The sequence below is a fragment of the Marinilactibacillus sp. 15R genome (assembly GCF_001895285.1).
In the GTDB taxonomy this organism is placed as follows: domain Bacteria; phylum Bacillota; class Bacilli; order Lactobacillales; family Carnobacteriaceae_A; genus Marinilactibacillus; species Marinilactibacillus piezotolerans.
Map to the genome: position 1 here is coordinate 1,709,451 of NZ_CP017761.1, position 26,981 is coordinate 1,736,431.

The window sequence follows — 26,981 nt, forward strand, 5'->3', positions numbered from 1 at the left end:
TACCAAATGTTAGAAAGGATGGAGATAGTTGCAAAAGGGTCAGATAACTAAAGCACTAAGTGGATTTTATTACGTAACAGATGACTCTAATATGATTTATCAGACCAGAGCAAGAGGTGTCTTCCGGAAACAGAAAATTACTCCTCTAGTAGGAGATTATGTAGAATTTGAAAGTGGAAGTAAAGAAGAAGGAGTCATACAAAATCTTCTAGAAAGAAAAAATGAACTTGTCAGACCTCAAGTAGCGAATGTTGATATAGGAATCATTATTATGTCTGCAGCGGATCCCAAATTTTCTAATCAATTATTAGATAGATTTCTAGTAATGTTAGAGTCTAAACATATCAAACCGGTCATATTCATTACTAAAATGGATCTTTTAAGCACTGACGAATCAATGGAAATCAAAAAATATCAAAAGGATTATAATGCGATCGGTTATCAAATGATTCTCATAGAAAAGACTGATAAGGATAAAAAGGAACAGCTAGAAACCCTATTCAGCGAACAATTCAAAAATAATCTGATTGTATTCATGGGACAGTCCGGTGCTGGTAAATCTACCTTGTTAAATGTATTGAACCCTGAACTTGAACTGAAAACCGGAGAAACGTCTCAATCATTAGGTAGAGGCAAACATACAACCAGGCATGTCGAATTAGTTCCTTTACTGGATAGTTTAATTGCTGATACTCCCGGTTTTAGCCTATTAGCCTTTGATGAAATAGAGCAGGAATCACTGTCTGAATACTTTCCGGAAATGTGGAGTTTAAGATCTGACTGTAGATTTAGCGGATGTCTTCATTTGAATGAACCGGGATGCGCAGTGAAAAAAGCTGTATTGGAAGGTGAAATACCGGAATATAGATACAATAATTATCAATTATTTTTAGAAGAAATCAAAAAAAGAAAACCACGTTATAGAAAAAAAGGAGAATCTTAATGAAAATAGCTCCGTCAATATTAAGTGCTGATTTTGCAAGACTAAAAGAACAAGTCTCATTAGTGGAACAAGGAGGAGCAGACTGGATTCACATAGATGTTATGGATGGTCATTTCGTTCCTAATTTAACTTTTGGGTATAATGTTGTAGAGGCAATCAGACCACATACCTCATTGCCGCTAGACTGCCATCTCATGATTGAAAATCCTGAAAATTTTATTGAAGACTTCGCTAAAGCAGGGGCGGACTACATCTCTATACATTTTGAAAGTACAAATCATATTCATGGAGCACTGCAGCTTATTCGTAAAAATGGAGTAAAAGCAGGAATTGTAATTAATCCCGGAACATCAATCGAGATGATCAAACCTGTGCTGCACATGGTAGATCTGGTATTAGTTATGACGGTTAACCCAGGGTTTGGTGGACAAAGTTTTCTAAACGAAACTGTTGCAAAAATCAGTGAATTATACCAATTAATACAAAAACATCATTATGAGTATATTATTGAAGTAGATGGTGGAATTGTACCTGAAACAGCAAAAATCTGTAAAGAAGCAGGGGCTGAAGTTTTTGTTGCTGGATCATATATATATGGATCAGAAAATCCTCATGAACAAATTACTAACTTGAAGCATGCGGTGAATTAAAATGAATAGTTTGCATATCATGTTAGGAAGTCCGGACAGTCGACAACATACCATGCCTCCATTGAAAGAACAGGATTATTATATTGGAGTAGATAAAGGGGCTTTGCTGCTTGCTGAAAATGGGTACTATATCGATTTATCTTTAGGGGATTTTGATTCTATAACAGATGCAGAAAAACTGATAATAGAAAAAAATTCTAAAAAAGTAATCAGTTTTGAACCTGAAAAAGACGATACAGATGCAGAATTAAGTTTAGTATATGCTATGCAGTTTTTTGATACTGAGCAAATTATTTTATATGGGTGGTCTGGAGGAAGACTTGATCATTTAATGAGTATATTAATGATTGTAATGCAGCCAAGATTCAAATCAATCGTAACTAGGTTAATATTTATAAACCAAACAAACACACTTAAATTTTATCTACCTGGAAGCTATTTGCTCTTCAAAGAGCCGGATAAAAAATACTGCTCTTTCATCGGAATGACTCCTTTAAGCAACTTAACATTAGACAAGGGGTTTAAGTACACTTTAGATAACAAAAATTTTGATTATCCTATCGCGTTGATTAGCAATGAATTTGTTATGGAAGAGGGAAGATTTTCGTTTGATAGTGGATTAGCAGCCTTTATCCAAAGCAAAGATTAGGTGAAAAAACCAAAGGTACCTGATATTTCATATTATAAGTGTACATGTATGGAATATAGTCGAGCTAAAGAATAGTATAAAAGGAGTCTAAATAAATGAAAATCGCCATTACCAAATCTGCCCTTGAAGAAGCCAAAGAGAAATATGGAAATTTTCAAGCTGTTTCTGGTTATGTAGAAGAAGATAAAAAATTTTTCTTGCCTCTTCCTAAATATTATATAGTTGTTGTTGATAGAAATAACTTGACCTTATCGCAACTAGATATTAAGTTGGATGAAAAATCAGTGGAAGTAATCTCTTTAAAGAATATCAAAAGTATAAAAGTAACAGGTCGAAATATAAGAAGAGTCAGTATCATAACTAAGAATAAAACGATTAAATTAATTATTAAGCCCCGTGTGATAGGAATTAAAGAGTATCAAAGGAAACTGATCTCAAAATTGGAGTCTCTATCAAAATAGCAAATCAGAGCTCACTCAAACAGGTGGGCTCTTCTTTTGGATTTGTTCTGAAAAAAACAAGATAACAAAAAGCCTACAAATGCTTATGAAAGACATTTGTAGGCTCTATGAAATTTTTATATTATACGCGTTCCACTTTACCTGATTTTAAAGCACGTGCAGATACCCATACTTTTTTAGGTTGTCCATCAACCATAATACGTACTTTTTGCAAGTTCGCAGCAAAACGACGTTTAGATTTATTGTTAGCGTGTGAGCGGTTATTTCCGCTTCTAGCTTTACGTCCAGTTACAAAACATTCTTTAGCCATAATTAACTCTCCTCCTTTACGCAATAGCTTCTACGTTAAAAGAAGCTAACTCATACTTATATAAGATACCACATACAAGATAAACACGCAAGAAAATATTTGCAATCTTTCAAGTAATGAACCTTGACAGTCATATTGATAGTTAAAGTGGACTGTAAACTTACAAAATAGGTATTGTCTTTCATTATAAAACACGATATGCTAAAATATGTTTGAGTATGTAATATGTTAATCATGAAAATTAATCAAAAGATAAGTTGAAATCATGAGAATTTGAATAGAGAGGGGAAATCCATTAATGACAGTAAATCTTAAAAATGAATTCGGTAATGTTGAAATCTCTAATGAGGTAATTGCTACTGTAGTTGGCGGAGCGGCAACAGAGAATTTCGGGATAGTAGGAATGGCAAGTCGGAAACAAGTACGTGATGGACTGATTGAGATTTTGAACCGAGATAATTATTCTCGAGGAATCGTTGTCAGACAAGAAGACGAAGAAATCATAATCGATGTCTATATCATCGTGAGCTATGGTACTAAAATTTCAGAAGTATCTAAAAATGTTCAAGAACGAGTCATGTACCAGCTAGAAGCAAATTTAGGCTTGAAAGCTAAATCTGTCAATGTATTTGTACAAGGCGTACGCGTGTAATATTATTATACCAAAGCCGCAGTCTGTTTGTGGCAAGGGAGGAACTCATTAAAGTGGAAGTATTAAATTTAACATCTGAAGAATTCAAGGGTATGATTTCGGCTGGTCGCATGCGATTAGACGAAAATACTGAATATGTAAACTCACTGAACGTGTTTCCAGTTCCAGATGGAGACACAGGTACTAATATGAATCTGTCTTTTACTAGTGGAGCAAAAGCAGTAAAAGAGACAGATAGCAATCATCTGGGAGAAATTGCTCAAGCTTTAGCTAAAGGATTATTGATGGGTGCCAGAGGTAATTCGGGAGTAATATTATCTCAATTATTTCGCGGATTCGGCAAGTCTGTTAAAGAACAAGAATCTGTAGATGCCGAGCAATTTGCTGCTGCCTTTAAAAGCGGAGTAGATTCTGCTTACAATGCTGTAATGAAGCCTGTTGAAGGAACGATTCTAACGGTTGCAAGAGAATCTGCTAAAGCGGGTACGAAAAAGGCAAAAGAAACAAACGATGTTATAGAAGTCATGGAAACGATTTTAGCAGCAGCCAAAAAATCCTTGAAAAAAACGCCTGATCTGTTACCAGTTCTTAAAGAAGTTGGAGTTGTAGATAGTGGTGGTCAAGGCTTAGTATACGTATATGAAGGTTTTTTGTCGTCTCTTACAGGAGAAGCGCCTGTTGAAGAAGCACCGGAACTTGATGAATTAGTACGTGCAGAACATCACCGTGGAGGAGTACATGAACATGTACATACGGAAGACATTACTTACGGATATTGTACTGAAATCATGGTACGTATTGGTGAAGGCGAAACGGTTGAAGATACATTTGACTATGAAGAGTTTAGAAATTACCTGGACAAATTAGGTGATTCTTTATTAGTAGTTGCTGATGATGAAGTGATCAAAGTTCACGTTCATACAGAACGTCCAGGTGAAGTTATGAATTATGGTCAGAAATTTGGTTCTTTAATGAAAATCAAAGTTGATAACATGCGAGAGCAACATTCGGCTTTATCAGCAGATAAAAAAACTGAAACAAAAGAGATCGCTGTGATTGCTGTAGCGGCTGGAGAAGGAATTAAACAGTTATTTGAAAGCTTAGGTGTTGATTATGTTCTTCAAGGCGGACAGACAATGAACCCTAGTACAGAAGATATTGTTAAAGCTATGGAAAAAATTCCGGCTAAACACTATATACTTCTTCCAAATAATAAAAATATATTTATGGCAGCAGAACAAGCGGCAAAAGTGTCTAAAGCGGATACAGTAGTTGTTGAAACTAAAACAATCCAACAAGGACTAACTTCTATGTTAGGATTCAATGCTGCTCATGATTTGAATACTAATAAAGAAAGTATGACTGCCGAAATAGAAGCAGTAACTTCTGGGCAAGTTACTTTTGCGGTCAGAGACACTGAAATTAACGGTATATCAATTAAAAAAGATGATTTTATGGGAATCATTGATGGAGATATTAAGGTTTCTGATAGTGATATCAAAAAAGTAACCTTAGATATGATTGATCAAATGATTGATGAAGATAGTGAAATTCTTACACTTCTTTATGGTGAAGATGGATCAAAATCAGGTGCTGAAGAAATTGGAAAAGCGATAGAAGAAAAATATGATGACATTGAAGTTGAAATACATGAAGGTGGTCAACCAGTCTATCCGTACCTTGTCTCTGTGGAATAATATAATTGAATTAATTTTTATCTAAAAGGGGGAATAGATGAAATAACGAAGAAATCTTTGTTGTTTTATCTATTCCTTTCTGATTATTCATTTTAATATGGAAAGGAGGAAGCTCGGCATGACTGGAAAGAATATTTTTGACCCAATTACCATTCTTTCAGGAGTTGGACCCAAAAGAGTTATAGCTTTAAAAGAACTTGGGATTGAAACAGTTTACGATCTATTAACCTACTTTCCATTCAGATATGAAGATTTAACGGTAAAATCAATCGAAGAAATTGAAGATAAAGAAAAAGTTGTGTTAAGAGGACCATTGATATCTGATCCAGTTGTGAATCACTTCGGAAGAGGGAAGAATCGTTTAGCATTTAGAATGAATGTAGAACATGTCATTGTACCAGTTACTTTCTTCAACCAGCCTTATTTGAAAAATCAGTTACATGCTGGAGAAGAAGCAGTTATCTTTGGGAAATGGGATGCGCTTAAGATGCAACTAAGCGGGATAAAAATATTGAGTAGTGCATTGAGTGACAAAGAAGAAAATCAGGAGCCAGTATACCATACTTCAAAACATATAAAGCAAGCTACATTAATAAAGCTGATCAAACAGTGTTGGGATGGATACAATGAGCTTATTCCTGAGATGGTTCCTGCTGTTATAAGAGAAAAATATAATTTAGTTACACATAAAGAGTCTATAAGAATGATGCATTTCCCAAATAAAGAGAATGATATGGAACAAGCTAGAACAGCCATTATTTTTCTTGAGTTTTTTATCTATCAACTTCAGATGCAGTGGCTAAGGAAGCAGCACAAAATGGTAGACCGTGGAAATCCTGTGAACTATGATGTTGATTTGTTGAGAGCCTTTTTTAAGTCTCTTCCCTATGAATTAACTAAATCCCAAAAAAAGGTGGTTAATGAAATCTGTAAGGATTTAAAGCTACCTATTCAAATGTATCGTTTACTCCAAGGAGATGTTGGGAGTGGTAAAACAGTGGTAGCAGCCTCAGCCATATTCGCAGCATGGACGGCCGGTCTTCAGTCTACATTGATGGCACCAACTGAGATATTGGCTACTCAACATATGGAAAGTCTTTCAGAAATGTTCAGATCACAGGGTTTGAAAGTGGAATTGCTGACAGGGTCAACTAAAGTTGCTAAAAGAAGAGAAATACTCGAACAATTAGCAAATGGTGAGATTCATGCTTTAATTGGAACACACGCCTTGATACAAGAAGATGTAGAGTTCAATAAATTGGGACTCGTTATAACAGATGAACAGCATCGATTTGGAGTAAACCAAAGAAAGACGCTGAGAGAAAAAGGATCTCATCCTGATGTTTTATTCATGACAGCAACTCCTATTCCAAGAACATTAGCAATTAGCGCGTTCGGTGAAATGGATGTTTCTATTATAGATGAGTTGCCCCCAGGAAGAGAACCGGTAGCAACTCACTGGATAAGACCTAAACAGTTTACTCAGATGCTTCCTTTTATTAAACGAGAACTGTCTAATGGCTCTCAAGTTTATGTCATCAGTCCGTTGATAGAAGAATCTGAGTTGATGGATTTACAGAATGCTACTGATCTATTTAGAACTTATGCTGCTAAGTTTGAACCTCAATACAAAGTTGGATTATTACATGGTAAAATGTCAAATATGGAAAAAGAGTCCATAATGGAACAATTCAAACATAACGAACTACAAGTTCTGGTCTCTACTACAGTAATTGAAGTAGGCGTTAATGTGCCAAATGCAACTTTAATGATTATTCATGATGCCGATCGATTTGGACTAGCTCAACTCCATCAGTTAAGAGGACGAGTTGGAAGAGGAAAAAAAGAATCATATTGTGTTCTTATCGCTGATCCAAAGGGTGAAACAGGAGCTCAACGCATGGAAATACTAACACAGACTAATGATGGATTTGAATTGAGTGAAAAGGATCTTGAAATGAGAGGTCCTGGAGAAATATTTGGAAAGAAACAGTCCGGTCTTCCGGATTTTAAAGTTGCTGATATAGTGGAAGATTTTCAAATTTTAGAAAGTGCTCGAAATGAAGCTGCACAAATTTTAGCGACTACTGATTTTTTTGAATCAGAAGAATATGCTTTAATAAGAACAAAAGTAGGAATTGACGAACAAGCCAGACATTCATTTTTAGATTGATCTATAAAATATGATTTCAGGAGGAAGAAGAATGAGAATAGCAGTAGACGCTATGGGTGGAGATAATGCTCCCCAAGCAATTGTGGAAGGCAGCATAAGAGCAGCAAAAGAGTTTAAAGATATTACAATTGTCTTGTATGGTAAGCAGCACATGATCCAAAAATATATCAATGAAGAATTGGAAAACATTGAAATAGTTCATACAGATGAAAAAATAGAAAGCGAAGATGATCCAGTACGTTCCATTAGACGAAAAAAACAAGCTTCTATGGTCATGGCTGCAAGATCAGTTAAAGAACAAGAAAATGATGCTTTATTTTCAGCTGGAAATACAGGAGCTCTATTGGCCTCTGGAACTTTGATAATTGGAAGAGTCAAAGGGATTGATAGACCAGGATTACTAGCTACTATGCCTGTTATGGCAGACAAACAAGATGCTTTTAATTTGCTGGATGTTGGGGCAAATGCGGACAGCAAACCAAATAATATTAATCAGTATGCAACCCTTGGGACTTATTATGCCAAGTTTGTTAGAGGGATAGATAATCCTCGTGTTGGATTATTAAATAACGGTACAGAAGAAAATAAAGGAAACGAGGTAACAAAAGAAGCTTATAAACTGTTAAAAGAAAATGATGCAGTCAACTTTATAGGGAATGTTGAAGCCAGAGAATTACTGAATGGAATAGCAGATGTTGTAGTAACGGATGGTTTTACCGGAAATGCTGTATTGAAAACAATTGAAGGAACTGCACTGTCTATGGTAAAACTCATCAAAGAATCTATTATGAATAACGGTCTAAAAGCTAAAATGGGAGGACTATTGCTTAAAGATAGTTTATCCAATCTAAAAGATGTATTAGATTATTCTAAGCACGGAGGAGCTGTTTTATTAGGTTTAAAAGCTCCGGTAGTCAAAACACATGGATCAGCAACTTCAGAGCCGGTTTATCAGACACTAAAACAAATTAGAGAAATGCTGTCTTCACATGTTGTAGAAGATCTGGTTAAGTATTATGAAGGAGAAAATATCGAAGAAAAAGAGTAAATTTCTGAATATTATTAGAAAATGGAATATAAATGTCTGATAAATCAACAGGTAATATTATATTACTTTTGATTAGTTATGGAAATAGACAAAAGAATACGCTACAATAACTTATATGAATAACAAAAAATGAGAAAAATGGGCTTATAACAAGAATAGTTATATTATACTCAATACACTTAAATGGAGGATTATAAAATGAATGAACAAGAAATTTTTGAAAAAGTTAGAGGCATTATTGTGGAAAGATTAGGCGTTGATGAAGATAAAATAAATAGAGATACAACTTTTAAAGAAGATTTAGGAGCAGATTCTCTTGATATTGTTGAGTTAGTAATGGAACTTGAAGATACTTTCGGCAATGAAATATCCGATGAAGACGCTGAAAATATTACTACTGTAGGTAAAGCTGTAGATTATATCAATAACAATCAGTAAAATACTATCCTAGATCTGAATACTGTATGCTATTTGTTGGTTTTATTAAGATATAATGAATGATTAATTCAAAAAATTAATTTTTTGTTATAAAATAATAATTACGGTGTTGATATTAAAAGTTATAACGTGTATAATTCGATTTATATTATTAAGTATTTGGTTAAAAAAACACAAAATGTTTAATGTTATTCTCATTTAATTCTTAAGGAGAAAAACATAGGAGGTTAGACAGTGGCCGTCGAACGCAACTTGTTGGAAATTAATAATTTAAAAACCGGATTTCGCTTTGGCGAAGAATATCATAACGCTGTTGATGGAGTTTCGTTAACACTTAAGAAAAATGAAATTTTAGCAATTGTCGGAGAATCCGGTTGTGGTAAATCAACATTAGCCACTTCCATCATGGGACTACATGATCCTAAAAATACTCAAGTAAGTGGAGAAATTATCTATAAAGATTTAAATCTGATTGACTTAAACGAAAAGTTATACAATCGTATTAGAGGAAATGATATTGGAATGATTTTTCAAGATCCCTTAGGCTCTCTTAATCCTTTGATGACGATTTATAGACAAATCGCTGAAGCTTTAGTCTATCACTCAGATATGAATGAGAAACAAATTAAAGAAAGAGTTCTTGAACTATTGAATCAAGTTGGAATTCCGAGACCGGAACAAATCATGAAAGCATATCCTCATGAATTATCTGGTGGGATGAGACAGAGAGTCGTTATTGCGATTGCATTGGCTAATAAACCGCCAATTATCATTGCAGATGAACCAACCACTGCATTAGATGTTACAATTCAAGCTCAAATCCTTGATTTGATGATTGATATCCAAGATGAAACAGGATCTGGAATTATTCTGATTACACATGATTTAGGAGTTGTAGCAGAAACTGCTGATCGAGTGGCTGTAATGTATGCTGGCCAGATTGTTGAAGAAGCGCCTGTAGATGTTTTGTTCAGAGATCCTAAGCATCCTTATACACGTTCATTGTTAAACTCAATTCCTCACGAACTTGAAGAAGGCGAAGAATTACACGTTATCCACGGTACGGTGCCATCATTACAGAAGTTACCCCGCAAAGGTGATCGCTTCAGACCAAGAATTCCTTGGATACCTGATGAAGCATTTGATGAAAACCCAGAGTTAACCGAAATCGCTCCTAACCATAAAGTAAGAGGAAATAGCTGGAAACATTTCCACTTTGAAGGGGAGGAAAAATAACGATGGGATTTTTGGAAGTACAAGAACTGAAAGTTCACTACCCTATTCGCGGTGGTATTTTAAACACAGTTCAAGATTATGTTCGAGCTGTTGATGGTGTAAACTTGACGATAGAATCTGGAAAAACCTATGGCTTAGTAGGAGAGTCCGGCTCAGGGAAGACCACAATTGGAAAAACCATTATCGGGCTAGAAAAAGCTTCTGCTGGTAAAATTTTATATGAAGGCGAAAACGTGACTAATAAGGCACGTAGTCGTAATAAAAAATATGCAAATTATAATAAAGATGTACAAATGATTTTTCAGGATTCTACCTCATCAATGAATCCGAAGAAAAGGATTATTGATGTTATGGCTGAACCAATGCGTAACTATTTTGACTATACTCCTGCAGAAATCAAGCGTAGAGTAGCTGAACTATTAGATATCGTTGGAATGAATGCCGAAGCGATGTATAAATATCCCCACGAGTTCTCCGGGGGACAACGTCAACGTATTGGTGTGGCTAGAGCAGTTGCAAGTGATCCTAAATTGATTATTGCTGATGAACCAACTTCCGCATTAGACTTATCGGTTCAAGCTCAAGTATTGAACTTTATGCGAAGAATACAAAAAGAATATGGATTAAGTTACTTATTTATCTCTCATGATTTGGGCGTCGTTCAACATATGTCTGATGATATTGCTATCATGCATAGAGGTCGCTTTGTGGAAAAAGGACCTAAAAAAGAAATTTATAATAATCCACAGCATATTTATACAAAACGTCTATTATCAGCAATTCCCGATATGGATCCTACAACTCGTGAGTCAAATAAAATTGAACGTCAGCGAGTTGAAGCTGAATATGATGCTCAAGAAGCAGAATACTATGATCAAGACGGAAGAGTTTACGACTTGTTGCCTTATAAAGATGCTCATTTTGTAGCAACTAAACCTAATAGCTCACTTCAAAATGAGTCAATTAACACAAAGGGGGAAGTTTAATTCATGTGGAAGACAATATTTAGAAGATTGCTTTTAATGATTCCCCAAATTATCATATTAAGTATTTTAATCTTCATCATTGCAGAATTTATGCCTGGAGATCCGTTTACCGGAATGATTGATCCTAATGTTGACCCTGCACAACTGGATGTATTGCGTGAACGATATGGCTTAAATGATCCTCTACCTGTTAAATATGTACGCTGGGTTGGAAACGCACTTCAAGGTGATTTTGGAAGAAGTTTCAATTACAAAACTAGTGTATTGAATGTAATAGGAGAAAGACTGGGAAATACTGTAAGATTATCACTTTTATCTACTATATTGACTTATATGATTGGTCTTCCGTTAGGAATACTATCTGGTCGATATAATGATTCGATTTTAGATAAATCAGTTATTATTTATAACTTTGTCAGTTTTGCGGTACCTACATTTGTACTAGCTTTGCTTATGGTTTACATTTTTGGATTTAATTTAGGATGGTTCCCTTCAAGAGGATCAATCGATATCCAAGCCAATACTTTCTGGGAACAGTTCTGGAGCCGATTATATCACTTGATCCTTCCTTCCATTACAACTGCCGTGCTAGGTACAGTAAGTATTATTCAATATCTACGTACTGAGATTATTGATGCAAAAGTGTCTGATTATGTTAAAACAGCTCGCTCAAAAGGTGTACCAATCGAAAAAGTTTATTCAAAACATATCTTTCGTAATGCATCTTTACCAATAGCTTCAGGTTTTGGATACACTATCGTTAATTTATTAACAGGTTCAATCTTTATTGAGAGAATATTTAACTATAGTGGTATGGGGAATTTATTCCTAGAGTCAATCAATACACGAGATTATAGTGTGATTTTCGTATTAGTACTTTTCTATGGAATCCTTGGTTTGATTGGGACTTTATTATCAGATCTTATTTTAATGGCTGTAGACCCTCGAATACGTATTGATTAAATAATAACTTTAGAAAGGAATGAGTTCATTTAATGGCATCTAACCAAGATTCAGAAGCTGTAATCATGTCAGATGACATGTCTGCTTCTACTCCGCCTATGGGGTTTAAAGTCATCATTAAAGAATTTGCTAAAGATAAACTTGCACTCGGATCACTTATATTAATGACTGTTATACTTGTGACTGTGTTTATCCTATCTTTTATTTTAGATCAAGACACAGTTACTACTGTAAGTTTATTTGATTCCTATTTACCGCCGTTCTCTATGAGTACTGATCCACTTTACGAAGGAACTCAGTATATATTAGGTACAGATTCTGCTGGCCGCGATATTTTTGGTCAGTTGATTATTGGAGCTAGAAATTCTTTACTTATTGGATTATCTGTTACTGTAATCACTAGTCTATTAGGTGTTGTAGTGGGGATTATGGCAGCTTATTATGCGGGCGTAATAGACAATATAATTATGCGGATAATTGATTTTATTATGATCTTGCCTCAACTAATGATCATCATCATTTTTGTAACGATTGTTCCAAATTATAACGTTGTTTCTTTTATTTTGATTATGAGTGCCTTTTACTGGGTAGGACAAGCTCGCTTTATTCGCGGGCGGGCATTAACAGTAGGAAGGCTTGATTTCATCAGTGCTTCCAAAACAATGGGAACACCGACAATATTGATTATACTTCGCGAAATGATGCCGAATATCAGTTCATTGATTATTGTTAACTTGACATTGAACTTTGCGGCTAATATAGGGCTGGAAACTGGGTTATCATTCCTTGGATTTGGACTACCTTCTAACGTGCCAAGTTTAGGAACGCTAGTTTCAGCAGCAACTAATCCAGATATTCTGGAAAATAAAGCATGGGTTTGGTTACCAGCGTCAACACTTATATTAGTGTTGGTGTTGTGTATAAACTATGTCGGTCGTGCATTACAACGCTCGGCAGACGCAAAACAAAGACTAGGGTAAAGAAAAGGGGAGAAAAACATGTCAAACAAGAAAAAGTATAGTTTATTAGCAAGTTCAGCAGCTGTTGCATTTGTACTTGCTGCATGTGGGGGATCAGATAATGCAGATTCTGACAACGGTTCGTCAGACAATGGTGGATCTGAGAGTGGTTCAGAAGGTCCATTAACTTTTGAAACACGTGTCGAAAATGAAGGAGAAGCAATTGAAGGCGGAACAATGAATATTGGTTACGTATCAGACTCTCCATTTACAGGTATTTTTAACTGGGAGCTATATGATGGAAATCCCGATGCACAAGTAATGGCCTATACAATGGGAGAATTAGTAGGATCTGATGAAAACTATCAAATTGATGATTCGGGTGCAGCTACTCTTGAATTAGATCAAGAAGCAAACACTGTTACAATAACAGTGAAAGATGGTATTAAATGGCATGATGGAGAACCACTAACTGCTGATGACGTATTATTTGCTCATGAAATTATTGGTGATCCAGAATATACTGGAGTTCGTTATACAGCAGATTTGCAAAACATTGTAGGGATGGAAGAATACAAAAATGGTGAAGCTGACTCAATTAGTGGTATGACTTTATCAGATGATGAGATGACATTAACTATCCAATACAAATCAGTCGGTGTTCAAATGCTTCAAGCTGGTGGTGGAGTATGGACATATGCAGAGCCACGTCACTACTTAGGAGATATCCCGGTAGCTGATCTTGAATCTGCTCCAGAAGTTCGTGAAAAACCGCTTGGATATGGTCCCTTTAAAGTGGATAATATTGTTCCAGGTGAATCTGTTTCTTATTCACGTTTTGATGATTACTGGCGTGGGACTCCAATTTTAGATGGAATTGAATTGCAAACTGTACCTACAGCAACTGCAGTTGCCGCAATGGAAAATGCTCAGTTTGATTTATTTATCGATATGCCAACAGATCAATACGATACTTTTGCTGACTTACCAGGATACTCCATTGTAGGGCGAGATGAAAACTCATATACTTATATTGGTTTCAAGTTAGGCGAATGGCAAGAAGCGCAAGAAGATGACGAAGGGAACATTACTGAACCAGCTAAGAATGTTTATAATCCAGATGCAAAAATGGCGGATAAAAACTTACGTCAAGCTATGGCTTATGCAATCGACAATGACGCAGTAGGAGAACGCTTCTACCAAGGATTACGTCGTCGTGCAAATTCTCCAATTATCCCTAACTTTTCCGATTACTATAATGAAGATGTTGTTGGTTATCCATATGATGAAGATGAAGCAAATCGTATTCTAGATGAAGCGGGTTATGAATGGGCTGAAGGTGAAGACTTCCGTACAACACCTGAAGGCGAAGAGTTAGTAATCAACTTTGCTTCAATGTCTGGAGGAGATGTAGCTGAACCTATTGCTGAGTACTATATCCAATCTTGGGCACGTATTGGCCTAAACGTTCAATTACTTGAAGGACGTCTACATGAGTTCAACTCTTTCTATGACCGTGTTGAAGCAGATGATCCGGCAATCGATGTTTATCAAGGAGCATGGGGTACTGGTACTGATCCTACTCCCGAAGGTCTTTATGGGGAAACTGCACCATTCAACTATACTCGTTGGGTAACAGAAGAAAATAATGAATATATGGAACAAATGCTAAGTAGCGAAGGGTTTGATACTGAATGGCGTGCAGAAGTATTTAACGAATGGCAAGAATACTTCATGGAAGAATTACCAATTATTCCAACTTTATTCCGTACAGAAGTATTCCCAGTTAATGATCGTGTAGGAGCTTTTGACATTACTGTAGGAGTAGACCCAGAGACAGCCGGTGCTGAAACTGGATATCACACTTGGTATTTGACTTCTGAAGAACGTGTAACTGAATAATTTATATTGACACTAAAGATAAAGTAACCCCCCATCAGATCGTTATGATCAGGTGGGGGGTTTACATTATTTAAATTTTGAATAATATTAATATTATAGTAATTCTCTTTATTAACATTTATAATAAAAAATATGATATTATTAATAGAAAGTACGCGAACGATTGTTATCTTAGCGAACTACATAATGCAGCGAAAGGAATTAAAATATGTTTTTAGCATGGAAAGAAATTAAATTTTCTAAAACTCGATTTGCATTGATTATTGGAATTGTTTTACTGGTTTCATACTTAGTTTCATTTTTAACGGGTCTAGCTTATGGTCTTTCTCAGGAATATAGAATGGCTATTGATAAATGGGATGCAGACAGTATAGTGCTTACATCCGAATCAAATCAGAATTTAAATATGTCAATGATTGATCCTAGTGAACAAAGTAACATTTCAGCTGACGAAACAGCTAGAATAGGCGTCGCCTCAAATATTGTACGACCAGAAGGATCTGAAGATAGCGACGTCAATATTGATGTTAGTTTATTTGGTATTGATCCCACTGAGTTCTTAACACCAAATATTATAGAGGGCGAGTTGTTTTCAGCAGAAAATGAAGTTGTTGCAGATATAACATTGAAAGAAGAAGAGGGAATTGAGATAGGAGATGTACTCCAATTATCTGGGCAAGATCGAACAGTTGAAGTCAGTGGATTCACGGATAATGCCAGGTTTAGTGTAGCCCCTGTATTGTATGCTGATTTAGAGACATATCAGCAGATACGCTTTGATTCTGATGAAAGTATTGAAGATTTCCCTGTCAATGCAATAGTCGTTAGAGGTAGTCAATCCGTTGAAAGTCTTAATATCGACAACGATGAATTGGAAGCTTACCCCATCAATGATTTTATAAGTAGTCTACCAGGTTATAATGCACAAGTGTTGACATTTGGGTTGATGATTGGATTTTTAGTTGTTATAGCCGCGTTGGTGGTTGGAATATTTATTTATGTATTGACCTTGCAGAAAACTTCAATGCTGGGTGTGATGAAAGCTCAAGGAATCTCTACGAGTTATATTGCCAAATCAGTTTTGGCTCAAACATTTTTATTAGCTGTAATAGGAGTAATGGCAGGATTTGGATTAACGATATTAACAGGAGCATTCTTGCCGGCAGCCGTACCTTATCAGAATAATTATCTTTTCTTGGTGGCAACAAGTGCAGCATTAATTATATTTGCCTTATTAGGTGCCATTTTTTCTGTTAGAACTGTAGCGAAAATCGATCCACTAGAAGCGATAGAGTAGGTGAAATAGATGAAGTCAATTGAATTAAAACAAGTCAGTAAAAGGTTTAAAGATGGTAGCAAGACAATCGAAGCATTAAAATCAACAGATTTTTCAGTAGATCCTGGTGAATTTGTCGCAGTAATTGGTCCAAGTGGTTCTGGGAAAAGTACATTTCTTACAATTATCGGTGGACTGCAACAACCAAGTGAAGGAAATGTTTTTATTAATGATAATAAATTTAGCGAGTTGAAAGAAAAGAAACGAGCGCAACGCAGGTTTAAAGATATTGGATTTATCTTGCAAGCTTCCAATCTAGTACCTTTTTTAACGGTCCAAGAACAGTTGAAGTTAGTCAATAAAGTTGAAAAATCTAAAATCGACAAAAAAAGAATACAGGATTTGCTTCAAGAATTGGATATTTATGACCTTGCTGATAAATATCCAGGGGAATTATCTGGAGGAGAAAGACAGAGAGCAGCTATTGCAAGAGCGCTTTACCATGATCCGGCTGTTATTTTAGCGGACGAACCAACTGCAAGTTTAGATACATCCCGAGCAATTGAAGTAGTTAAGATTTTAGCTAGAGAAACAAAAGATAAGAATAAAGCTACAATTATGGTTACGCACGATGAACGACTAACAAAATATTGTGATTCCGTTTATGTAATGGAAGATGGTATTCTTGAAAAGCAATCAATGAATGATAAAGTAGGATCAATATGAAAAAAACTGTTAGTGTAATCGGAGCTGGTGTAGCAGGTTTAGCAAGTGCGATTCGCTTGCAGCATGCTGGTTATGATGTAACATTATACGAAAAAGAAGCTGTTCCTGGTGGCAAAATGAATCAGTTGAAAAAAGATGGGTACACATTTGATATGGGTCCCAGTCTTGTAATGATGCCTAGTATTTATAAAGAAATTTTTGAATTAGCAGGAAAAAATCCTGATGATTACATACCGATGCAGAGAGTCGATCCGATGTATTCTGCTTTCTTTGGTGATGAAGAAATTAGTGTTTCTTCCGATTTGACTAAAATTACAGAAGAAATGGAAAATATCAGTGATAAGGATATGGCAGGATTTTTATCCTATCTAAAGGATATTTATGAACGTTTTATTGTTGCAAAAAATCATTTTATTCAAAGACCATTTCGAAATGCATCAGATTTTTATAATCCTAAAATGATTTATCAGGCTTTGAAATTAAAAACATTTGATAGCGCAAACCATTCTATTGGAAAGTATATCAAAGATAAAAGACTACAGCAGATACTAAGTTTCCAGACTTTGTACATTGGTGTTTCGCCTAACAACGGACCTTCTCTTTATACCATAATACCTATGATTGAATATCTATATGGTATCTGGTTTATCGAAGGTGGAATGCATACGATGGCTAGTGGAATGGAAAAGTTATTTCTAGAACTAGGTGGAAAAGTAAATTATAACTCACCGGTTGATGAGATCCTCATTGAAAATCAGGATGCTAAGGGCATTAAAATCGATGATGAAACTATTTTGTCAGATTTTGTGATGTGTAACGCTGATTTTCCATATGCAATCAAAAATCTTGTTAAAGATGTAAAATCTAAAGGGAAATATACGGATAAAAAAGTTGATCAAATGAAGTATTCTTGTTCTTGTTTCATTATGTATTTAGGTATGGATAAGAAATATAGTCAAGTAAAAAATATGCATAATTTTGTATTTGCAAAAGATTTAGACGAAAATCTTGAAGATATCTTTTCAGGAGATGTACTGACTGATCCTTCTTTTTATGTTTATATGGGTTCTAAAATGGATCCAAAGCTTGCTCCCGAAGGTAAGGAAGGTCTATATATTTTGATCCCTGTGTCTGATCTGTCTACTTCTAAGTATGAATGGAATGAAGAAACGATTCAATATTATAGAGACCGTGTCTTTATGAAATTAAAAAATATTAAAGGGTTTGAAAATATTGAAGAAGAAGTAGTGTCTGAATCCTATATGACTCCAATTGATTGGCGTGATAAATTTAACGCTTACAACGGAGCTTGTTTCGGACTGCAGCCAACGTTGACTCAGAGTAATCACTTTAGACCACAGGCGAAAGCTAAGAATTGTGAGAATCTGTATTTTACTGGAAGTAGTACACACCCTGGTGCCGGGGTACCCATCGTTTTAACTTCTGCAAAAATTGCTGTAGAAGAGTTATTGCTAGATGATCAATGATAGACGATACAAATAAATAAAAGAAAATCCTGAAACGACGCTTAGTCTTTTCAGGATTTTCTTTTATAATTTAAAGTATCGTGTTAGATATTCTGCTAAACCATTTTCATGGTTAGTGACTGCGGTCAAATCATTAGCAATAGCTTTTAATCGCTCATTTCCGTTTTTCATTACGATGCCTTCTCCAGCATATTGAATCATTTCATAATCATTTTCTTCATCGCCGAAAGCAATAATATCTTTTTGTTTGATATTATAATAAGATGCAATTCTTTCAACACCCATTGCTTTTTGTACCCCGGCAGCGACGACTTCTAGACAAGGAGATAGACCACCCCAAGTTCTGACTTCAACTGCATTTCCATAATTTTCAATAATTCTTTCTTCAATGATCGGTTGATTTAATTGTGTATTTGTAAAAACTTCTACAGAAGTAGGATCAACAAGTAAGGTTTCAGAAGTTAATTGTCTACTGACTTCAATCCCCTCAGGAAAGTAATCTGGATAAGGGATAAAATCACCATGTACATAAATACCATCTCTAGATTCCGCTGCGATAAGTTGAACTTCGGGATCATCTTTCAAGGCCAGCATAGAAATAGCAAGATCTTTACCCAATGTTTTATGGTATCCATGCTCCCAGCTTTTGTCTGACGGATTATGACACCAAGCACCATTAAAGTTGACGATTGGTGTATCCATTTTTAATTGATTGTAATAGTAATAACTATTTCTGTATGGACGACCGGTGACAATGGAAACAATGTGACCTTCTTTACGAAGTTTGTTTAGCACTTCTTGAGTTTCTAAAGTGATTTGTTGGGTGTTATTTAAAGTTGTACCGTCTAAATCAAGTGCAATCAGTTTTTGATTCATTAAAAAAGCTCCTTTTAAACATTTAAATATTAGCTTCGCTAATATAAAAAAGATGTCATATGTGATAAAATAAATAAGGATATTTATCTAAGTATAACAAACTGTAAATAAAAAGTATACGTCATAGGAGTGAGCAGGATGTTTCAGATCATTCAGAAAACAATCGGAGAAGTTCCATTACTTGAAGTCGTAAAAGAAGAACTGAAAGAAGAAAAGTTACCGACCGTTATTTTTTATCATGGATGGACTAGTCATAAAGAATCAGTTTTAGTTCAAGGATATGAATTAGCTAAAAGGGGAATAAGAGCGATACTACCGGAAGCATATATGCATGGTGAAAGAAGCCAGGCTGCACAGTCGACTCAAGATAACACTGTATTCTGGGAAGTTGTGACGCATAATCTGAATGAAGTCAATATGATCAGAGACGAATATGTTTCAAAGAATTTATCTGATGCTGAGAAATTTGGAATTAGTGGTCTTTCTATGGGAGGAATTACAACAAGTGCTATGCTGACACAGTTTGACTGGATCCATTCTGCAGCTATACTTATGGGAAATACTTCTCCATTTCACTTCTCTAAATGGTTACTCAGTTCTAAATGGACAGACGGGTATGAAAACACGGATGGATTATTAACGGAAAAAATCAAACATCAGTTGAATGCAATTTCTTTGAGTGAACAGCCGGAAAAAATTGCTGGAAAGCCAGTTTATTTCTGGCATGGTACAAAAGACGAGCTGGTTCCTTTTGAACAGACTAAGCAATTCATTGAGCAAATCAAAGATGAACCGTATGCAAAAAACATTTCATTTACAATTGGTTCGGGTCATGGACATAAAGTACCATATGAAATCGCAGTATCTATGGCTGAATTTTTTAAAGAAAGCTTTGAAAAATAGTTTTTAGAAAACTTTCAGGTATTTGCTATGATAATTATGAAGCCGTTCACCTAAGGAGGAAAAACTATGTCAGAAAAAAAAGTTTGGTCTGAAGAGGAAATTGAAGATATTAAAAACCGAATAATGGAAAATTTGGAACAAGTGATTGATCCGGAACTAGGAATTGACATCGTAAATCTTGGTCTTGTATATGAAGTAAATGTATTTAATGGGGGATACTGTGAAGTAAAGATTACATTGACTACTATGGGATGTCCTCTGGCGGATGTCATTACAGAAGATATTTTAAATGCCATGAAATTTGTACCGGAGATTACTGAAACAGATGTTAAGCTTGTCTGGTATCCAGCGTGGGATACATCAAGAATGAGCCGCTATGCTCGAATTGCTCTAGGTATTCGTTAAAAATTCTGGAAAGGGTTGAGTTTGTATTTACTTACTCGATTCTTTTTTATTAGATAAAGTGCAAGTGTCTATGTGTTAAAAGGAGATTATTATGACAGAATACACGATTGCAATGCAGGAAGCAATTTCTGAAGCTCAGGATATTGCTAAAGTTCGATTTCATCAATCAATAGATATTCCTCATTTATGGAGAATTTTTTTGCAGCCAGATCATTTGGCATATAAACTATACGAACAGACGGGTATAGATCTTAATTTGTTTTTGAAGAATGTCGAAAATGAAATTGATAAGATACCAGTAGTTCAAGGAACGTCTATTCAATATGGGACACAAATGTCACGTGAATTATTCCAGTTACTACAAGATGCAGAAAAGATTGCCTCTGACTTTGAAGATTTATATATTTCAGTAGATGTTGTATTGATTTCTTTAATGAAACAGCCAAATCATCCACTTAAAAAGTATTTGCAAAAGCTGGGAATGTCTGAAGCAAAATTGCGAGAAGTAGTATCTGAATGGAGAGGTGGAGAATCAGTGAAGAGCGCTAGCCAGGAATCTACTTATCAATCGTTGGAATTATATGCTATTGATTTGGTTAAACAAGTTAAGGAAGGAAATCAAGATCCTATCATTGGTAGAGATGATGAGATAAGAGATGTTATTAGAATCCTTTCTCGTAAAACGAAAAACAATCCCATTTTAATTGGTGAACCTGGCGTTGGTAAAACGGCCATAATCGAAGGATTAGCTCAAAGAATCGTTAGAAATGATGTACCAGAAAATTTGAAAAACAAAAAAATTTTTTCGCTAGATATGGGTGCACTGATTGCAGGTGCTAAATATAGAGGTGAATTTGAAGAACGCTTAAAAGCAGTACTGAAAGAAATTAAAAATAGTGAAGGGAATATTTTGTTATTTATAGATGAAATTCATACAATTGTAGGTGCTGGTAAAACTGAAGGTAGTATGGATGCCGGAAATTTACTTAAGCCCATGCTTGCTAGAGGTGAACTCCATTGCATCGGCGCAACGACTATTAATGAATATCGGAACTATATGGAAAAAGACAAAGCGCTAGAAAGAAGATTTCAGAAGGTAATAGTAAATGAGCCGTCCATTGACGAAGCTATCAGCATTTTAAGAGGTTTGAAAGAAAGGTTTGAAATTCATCATGGAGTGAATATCCAAGACAATGCATTGGTTGCAGCAGTACAACTGTCTAGTCGATATATGACAGATCGATTTTTGCCAGATAAGGCTATTGACCTAGTAGATGAGGCATGTGCAACAATAAGAGTAGAGATGAATTCAATGCCTAATGAATTAGATCTTCTAACGCGCAGAAAAATGCAGCTGGAGATTGAAGAACAAGCATTAAAAGAAGAAACAGATGAAAAAAGTAAAGATCGATTAGCTACCATCCAGCACGAACTTGCTTCAATTCGTGAAGAAGTAGAAATTATGTCACTGAGATGGAATAAAGAAAAAATATCAATGCAAGATATTCAGGATAAAAAAGCTGAAATTGATCAAGCAAAACGCAAACTTGAAGAAGCAGAATCAGAGTATAACTTAGAGGAAGCAGCTAAATTGAAGCATGGTACTGTTCCGTTACTTGAAAAGGAACTAGTAGAGCTTGAGCAAATACATCAAACAAATAGAGCTTCGGAGGATAAGCTGGTTCAAGAAACCGTTACTGAAGATGAAATGGCCGAAGTTGTTGCTCGAATAACAGGTATTCCTGTAAATAAATTAGTTGAATCCGAAAGAGAAAAACTGCTTAATTTAAATGAATCTATGAAAAAACAAGTTATCGGTCAAGATAAAGCTGTTGATGCTGTAACAGATGCTATTCTTCGTGCCAGAGCAGGTATACAGGATCCAAACCGTCCACTAGGATCATTCTTATTCTTAGGACCGACTGGTGTAGGGAAGACTGAATTAGCTAGAACATTAGCTCAAAACCTTTTTGATACACAAGATCAGATGATTCGGTTAGATATGAGTGAATATATGGAAAAGCATAGTGTATCCCGATTGATTGGTTCGCCACCAGGATATGTTGGATACGATGAAGGCGGGCAATTGACAGAAGCTGTTCGTAATAATCCCTACACGATCATTTTACTTGATGAAATCGAAAAAGCACATTCCGATATTTTTAATATTCTTCTGCAAGTACTAGACGAAGGACGATTGACAGATTCGAAAGGACAGTTGATAGATTTTAAAAATACAGTCCTGATTTTAACAAGCAATATTGGCTCTGAGTTACTATTACAAGAGACATCTTCAGAAGGTGAAATCAATTCTAAAACGGAAGCAAAAGTAAAAGAGTTATTATTTGACTCCTTTAGACCAGAATTTTTAAATCGATTAGACGATATTGTTTTGTTCTCACCGATTACTAAACAAAGCATGATAAAAATTGTCGATAAATTAGTTGGGGATCTAGAGATCAGATTAACTGCAAATTCATATGCACTCTCTCTGACTGAAGCAGCTAAGAGCTGGATAGCTGAGAAAGCTTATGATCCAGCATTTGGAGCTCGCCCAATTAAGCGATATCTAACTAATGAGATTGAAACTCCGATCGCTAAAATGATAATTGGCAATACTATCAAAAAAGGACAAACGATCGAAGTCGACGTAAAAGATGATCATTTGACTTTCAAAACAACAGATACTGGATATTTGCCTTTTTAGTTGGAAAGAAGGAAGGAGAGCATCAGTGCAGACACAACTTCAGATTATGAGTACTTATACTTTGTTAAAAAGTACAATCACTATCGACAAACTTGTTAAAGCAGCCAAAGAACGTGGCTACAAATCGATTGCTCTTACTGATCACAATGTTCTTTATGGAGCAATTGAGTTTTATGAAAAATCTTTAAAAGCTGGTCTGAATCCTATTTTAGGATTAACACTAGATATCGAGGCACTAAATGAGGAAATTAAAGAAGCCCGCATTGTATTATTGGCGAAAAATGAAAAAGGCTTTAAAGAACTGATAAAACTATCATCTAAAGTGATGACGGAAGAAAAAGAAATTGCTTTGGATTTCTTAAAAAACGAATGCAGTCAGCTTATTGCAATCACTCCTGGAGCCAAAGGCGAAGTAGAACAACTTTTATTAGCAGGTGACTTTGAAAATGCTGAAAAAATACTGTATAAATATAGTGAAGTTTTTGAAGAATTATATTTAGGTTATGCATTTCAAACACCACTTTCAAGTATTCAAGAGCAGTTAATTGAACTTTCTAAACACACTAACATTGAGCTTGTGGCCTTTGATGCAGTTGAATATTTAGATAGAGAAGATGCTTTTGCGACAGATGTTTTAAGAACCATTGGAGCAAATGAAATGATAGACATTAATAAAGATCTGGAACAAGAAAAGAGTCTTTTAAGCGCTAGGGAGAGAACAAAGCAATATGAAAACGCGGGATTGATAAAATTAGCTGAAACAGCTGACCAGATTGCCGAAAAAATATCAATTAATATAACGCTAGGAAAACCAGTCTTACCTAAATTTCCGATTCCTAAAGGTAGAAAAACAGATGAATATTTATCCGAACTCTGCCGACAAGCAGTAGGTAAGAAAATCGGTGAGGTTACTTTAGAATATAAAAATCGACTTGAAAAAGAATTAGCAATTATCTCAAAAATGGGCTTTTCTGATTATTTTTTAATTGTCTGGGATCTGATGAGGTATGCTCATAGTCAGAAAATAATTACTGGATCGGGAAGAGGTTCAGCTGTTGGATCTTTAGTCTCTTACGTTCTAGATATTACGGATGTAGATCCTATAAAATACGGTCTGTTATTTGAAAGGTTTTTGAATGAAGAACGATTTTCAATGCCTGATATTGATTTAGATTTTCCAGACAGTAAAAGAGAACAAATTCTAGCTTATGTTAATAAGAAGTATGGAAACCAACATGTAGCACAAATCGCTACTTTTGGAACCTTCGCAGCTAAAATGGCTGTCAGAGATTCAGGAAGAGTTTTCGGATTGACGACTAAGGATTTAAAAAGATGGTCAGATGCAATTCCGACAAGTCTTGGTATGACATTGACAAAAGCATTTAAAGAGTCTTCTAAACTACAAAGTCTGATAAAAGAATCAGATCAGAACCAAAAAATTTATGAAACAGCAAAAAAACTGGAAGGATTGCCAAGGCATGTTTCCACTCACGCTGCAGGGGTAGTTATATCTGATGAACCATTAATACATTCTGTCCCGCTACAATTAGGAAGTGGAGAGCTTTCTCTAACACAATTTACTATGTCATATGTAGAAAAAGTGGGATTGCTGAAAATGGATTTTCTTGGACTGAAGAATTTAACTATATTATCTGATTGTATTCAGTTTGCTAGTACTCAGACAAATCGGTCACTTTCTCTTTCGAATATACCGTTAAATGATTATGAAACACTTCAACTTTTCAGAAATGGGGACACTAATGGTGTTTTTCAATTCGAATCGCCTGGTATTAAACGAGTCCTGCGCAAACTGGGGCCTACAGATATAGAGGATGTTGTAGCAGTTAATGCATTGTATAGACCAGGTCCAATGGAACAGATTGATACCTTTATTGCCAGAAAAAAAGGGAATGAACCTATTGTGTACCCGCATGATGATCTTGAAGAGATTTTAGATGTTACGTATGGCATTATGGTCTATCAGGAACAAGTTATGAAAGTAGCTTCTAAATTAGCCGGTTATTCTTTAGCTGAAGCTGATATGCTGCGCCGGGCAATCTCAAAGAAAATCCGAAATGAGATTGATACAGGTCGCAAACAGTTTATAAGGGGAGCTACACAAAAAGGATATACAGAAGAAACAGCAAAAAATGTTTATCATTATATAGAACAATTTGCAAATTATGGATTCAATCGATCTCATGCAGTAGCATATTCAATGGTAGCTTATCAGTTGGCGTACTTTAAGGTACACTATCCAGCTGCCTTCTATGCAGCACTAATGAAAGCTTCTTCTAACAATAAAACCAAGCTCCAAGAGTATGTAATAGAGGCTAAAAAGCGTGGCGTTGAAATGATTGGACCAGATATTAATATGAGTAATTATACCTTTTCTTTGTATAATGGAACGATTCTGTTTGGATTGGATGTTATTAAAGGTCTAAGAAGAGATTTAGTTTATTCTATTTATAAAATCAGAAAAGAAGTTGGACCATATAAAGATATTATTGATTTTATTGGGAAGTTAGAGAATAAATGGCGTAAAGAAATTTATATAAAACCCCTCGTTTTTGCTGGAGCTTTTGATCGATTGATTCATAATCGAGGAACAATTCTACATTCGCTTGAGGGAATAATAAATAGTGTCAATATGAGTAATGGCAATATGGAACTTTTTGAATCATTAGCACCCAAAATAGAATTGGTTGAGGATCTTTCTATTGAAGAAAAATTGGATCAGGAATATGAAGTAACAGGATTTTATCTATCTAACCATCCCAGTGAACAATATAATAAATACAGAGAAGCGTTTAAGGCTGATTTTATAGCAGATGCAAAAACAAATCGAACGATGAAGTTTATTGGTACAATTAAAGGAATTAAAACTATTCAGACCAAAAAAGGAGAACCAATGTCCTTTGTCGAATTGACGGATCAAACTGGGTCATGCTCTTTAACCCTTTTTCCAGAACAACATCGAAAGTATATAAAATATCTTTCTAAAGGTGATGCTGTTTTGGTTGAAGGTAAAGTAGAAAGTGATCAAAAAGGAGTTAAAATCTTAGTAAGAAAAATTGAGAATACAAAAGAATTAAAAGAGATAAAGCAAAAAGAAATATTATATCTGAAATTTGAATCGATTAAAGATAATGAAGAAGTGTTCCAAAATGTTCAGTCTATTCTTCGACAGCATCCCGGGGAAGTCTCCGTTGTTATCTTTGATGCAAGCACAGATCAAAAGCATTTGTTAAAAAAAGCCTACTCTATTGACGGCTCTAAAGAACTAGTAGAAGAATTAAAGGAGATTTTAGGTGAAAAACAGGTTGTTTTGCAATAAAATGTTAGAAAAACTGAGTTAGTTACCATTTTTAAGAGACATAAATAGTAAAAAGTGATAGAATAATATTTGTATGGAAACTAGATGAATATGCAAGGATAGGTTTTGGCAATTATAAGTGGATGTAATGTGTTCACTTGTGAGCTTTCAAAACTTTTCTGAGGCAATTGATTCATCAGAAGTATATTATAGTCATA

At 35.1% G+C, this 26,981-nt stretch carries 23 protein-coding genes; 21 read left to right on the plus strand and 2 right to left on the minus strand.

What is annotated here, in order from left to right; genetic code table 11:
- The first annotated feature begins 28 nt into the window (after positions 1–28).
- From rsgA to BKP56_RS08450, 4 genes are all read left to right on the plus strand, one after another.
- On the plus strand, positions 29–943 hold the full coding sequence (gene rsgA / locus BKP56_RS08435) for a ribosome small subunit-dependent GTPase A (protein ID WP_072694657.1): 915 nt from the start codon (positions 29–31) through the stop codon (positions 941–943).
- The gene (rpe, locus tag BKP56_RS08440) at positions 943–1,593 is read left to right on the plus strand and encodes a ribulose-phosphate 3-epimerase (protein WP_072694658.1); all 651 of its coding nucleotides are present in this window, start codon (positions 943–945) and stop codon (positions 1,591–1,593) included. Before rsgA ends, rpe begins: the two co-directional genes overlap by 1 nt.
- 1 nt (position 1,594) lies before the next feature.
- Positions 1,595–2,242, plus strand: coding sequence for a thiamine diphosphokinase (locus BKP56_RS08445; RefSeq protein ID WP_072694659.1), 648 nt, complete (start codon positions 1,595–1,597; stop codon positions 2,240–2,242).
- 95 nt (positions 2,243–2,337) lie between these two features.
- Complete coding sequence (locus tag BKP56_RS08450) at positions 2,338–2,703, plus strand: hypothetical protein (protein ID WP_072694660.1); 366 nt, start codon at positions 2,338–2,340, stop codon at positions 2,701–2,703.
- Between the two features lie 121 nt (positions 2,704–2,824).
- On the opposite strand, the gene rpmB is transcribed toward BKP56_RS08450, so the two are convergent.
- Positions 2,825–3,013, minus strand: a complete 189-nt coding sequence (gene rpmB / locus BKP56_RS08455) for a 50S ribosomal protein L28 (protein WP_072694661.1) — start codon at positions 3,011–3,013, stop codon at positions 2,825–2,827.
- Between the two features lie 298 nt (positions 3,014–3,311).
- Here rpmB and BKP56_RS08460 point away from each other — a divergent pair, with 298 nt between their 5' ends.
- The 13 genes from BKP56_RS08460 (at position 3,312) to BKP56_RS08520 (ending at position 18,556) form a co-directional block, all read left to right on the plus strand.
- Positions 3,312–3,665, plus strand: coding sequence for an Asp23/Gls24 family envelope stress response protein (locus tag BKP56_RS08460; protein WP_072694662.1), 354 nt, complete (start codon positions 3,312–3,314; stop codon positions 3,663–3,665).
- Positions 3,666–3,718: 53 nt separating this feature from the next.
- Positions 3,719–5,362, plus strand: a complete 1,644-nt coding sequence (locus tag BKP56_RS08465) for a DAK2 domain-containing protein (RefSeq protein ID WP_072694663.1) — start codon at positions 3,719–3,721, stop codon at positions 5,360–5,362.
- A gap of 118 nt (positions 5,363–5,480) precedes the next feature.
- On the plus strand, positions 5,481–7,535 hold the full coding sequence (gene recG, locus BKP56_RS08470) for an ATP-dependent DNA helicase RecG (protein ID WP_072694664.1): 2,055 nt from the start codon (positions 5,481–5,483) through the stop codon (positions 7,533–7,535).
- Between the two features lie 31 nt (positions 7,536–7,566).
- A complete protein-coding gene (gene plsX / locus BKP56_RS08475) occupies positions 7,567–8,583 on the plus strand; it encodes a phosphate acyltransferase PlsX (protein ID WP_072694665.1) in 1,017 nt (338 codons plus the stop codon).
- A 198-nt stretch (positions 8,584–8,781) separates the two neighbouring features.
- The gene (acpP, locus tag BKP56_RS08480) at positions 8,782–9,021 is read left to right on the plus strand and encodes an acyl carrier protein (protein WP_072694666.1); all 240 of its coding nucleotides are present in this window, start codon (positions 8,782–8,784) and stop codon (positions 9,019–9,021) included.
- 234 nt (positions 9,022–9,255) lie between these two features.
- Positions 9,256–10,257 (plus strand): ABC transporter ATP-binding protein, encoded by a 1,002-nt coding sequence (locus BKP56_RS08485; RefSeq protein WP_072694667.1) that lies wholly within the window; start codon positions 9,256–9,258, stop codon positions 10,255–10,257.
- Positions 10,258–10,259: 2 nt separating this feature from the next.
- On the plus strand, positions 10,260–11,243 hold the full coding sequence (locus tag BKP56_RS08490) for an ATP-binding cassette domain-containing protein (RefSeq protein WP_072694668.1): 984 nt from the start codon (positions 10,260–10,262) through the stop codon (positions 11,241–11,243).
- Positions 11,244–11,246: 3 nt separating this feature from the next.
- On the plus strand, positions 11,247–12,206 hold the full coding sequence (locus BKP56_RS08495; protein ID WP_072694669.1) for an ABC transporter permease: 960 nt from the start codon (positions 11,247–11,249) through the stop codon (positions 12,204–12,206).
- A gap of 32 nt (positions 12,207–12,238) precedes the next feature.
- Entirely contained in the window at positions 12,239–13,186 is a 948-nt protein-coding gene (locus BKP56_RS08500; RefSeq protein WP_177206273.1) for an ABC transporter permease, read from the plus strand.
- 18 nt (positions 13,187–13,204) lie between these two features.
- Entirely contained in the window at positions 13,205–15,067 is a 1,863-nt protein-coding gene (locus BKP56_RS08505; protein WP_072694670.1) for an oligopeptide ABC transporter substrate-binding protein, read from the plus strand.
- A gap of 208 nt (positions 15,068–15,275) precedes the next feature.
- Positions 15,276–16,364, plus strand: coding sequence for an ABC transporter permease (locus BKP56_RS08510; RefSeq protein ID WP_072694671.1), 1,089 nt, complete (start codon positions 15,276–15,278; stop codon positions 16,362–16,364).
- A 9-nt stretch (positions 16,365–16,373) separates the two neighbouring features.
- Entirely contained in the window at positions 16,374–17,069 is a 696-nt protein-coding gene (locus BKP56_RS08515) for an ABC transporter ATP-binding protein (protein ID WP_072694672.1), read from the plus strand.
- On the plus strand, positions 17,066–18,556 hold the full coding sequence (locus tag BKP56_RS08520; protein ID WP_072694673.1) for a phytoene desaturase family protein: 1,491 nt from the start codon (positions 17,066–17,068) through the stop codon (positions 18,554–18,556). The genes BKP56_RS08515 and BKP56_RS08520 overlap by 4 nt, the downstream gene beginning before the upstream one ends.
- 63 nt (positions 18,557–18,619) lie before the next feature.
- Here BKP56_RS08520 and BKP56_RS08525 read toward each other — a convergent pair whose 3' ends face one another.
- Positions 18,620–19,432 (minus strand): Cof-type HAD-IIB family hydrolase, encoded by an 813-nt coding sequence (locus tag BKP56_RS08525; protein ID WP_072694674.1) that lies wholly within the window; start codon positions 19,430–19,432, stop codon positions 18,620–18,622.
- Between the two features lie 138 nt (positions 19,433–19,570).
- On the opposite strand from BKP56_RS08525, the gene BKP56_RS08530 reads away from it, so the two are divergent.
- The 4 genes from BKP56_RS08530 (at position 19,571) to dnaE (ending at position 26,784) form a co-directional block, all read left to right on the plus strand.
- Entirely contained in the window at positions 19,571–20,335 is a 765-nt protein-coding gene (locus BKP56_RS08530; protein WP_072694675.1) for a dienelactone hydrolase family protein, read from the plus strand.
- 66 nt (positions 20,336–20,401) lie between these two features.
- Positions 20,402–20,740 carry a metal-sulfur cluster assembly factor gene (locus BKP56_RS08535; RefSeq protein ID WP_072694676.1) on the plus strand — a complete coding sequence of 113 codons (339 nt, stop codon included), beginning with the start codon at positions 20,402–20,404 and terminating at the stop codon, positions 20,738–20,740.
- 85 nt (positions 20,741–20,825) lie between these two features.
- The gene (clpB, locus tag BKP56_RS08540) at positions 20,826–23,447 is read left to right on the plus strand and encodes an ATP-dependent chaperone ClpB (protein WP_072694677.1); all 2,622 of its coding nucleotides are present in this window, start codon (positions 20,826–20,828) and stop codon (positions 23,445–23,447) included.
- A gap of 25 nt (positions 23,448–23,472) precedes the next feature.
- Positions 23,473–26,784 carry a DNA polymerase III subunit alpha gene (gene dnaE / locus BKP56_RS08545; protein ID WP_232226866.1) on the plus strand — a complete coding sequence of 1,104 codons (3,312 nt, stop codon included), beginning with the start codon at positions 23,473–23,475 and terminating at the stop codon, positions 26,782–26,784.
- Positions 26,785–26,981: the final 197 nt, after the last annotated feature.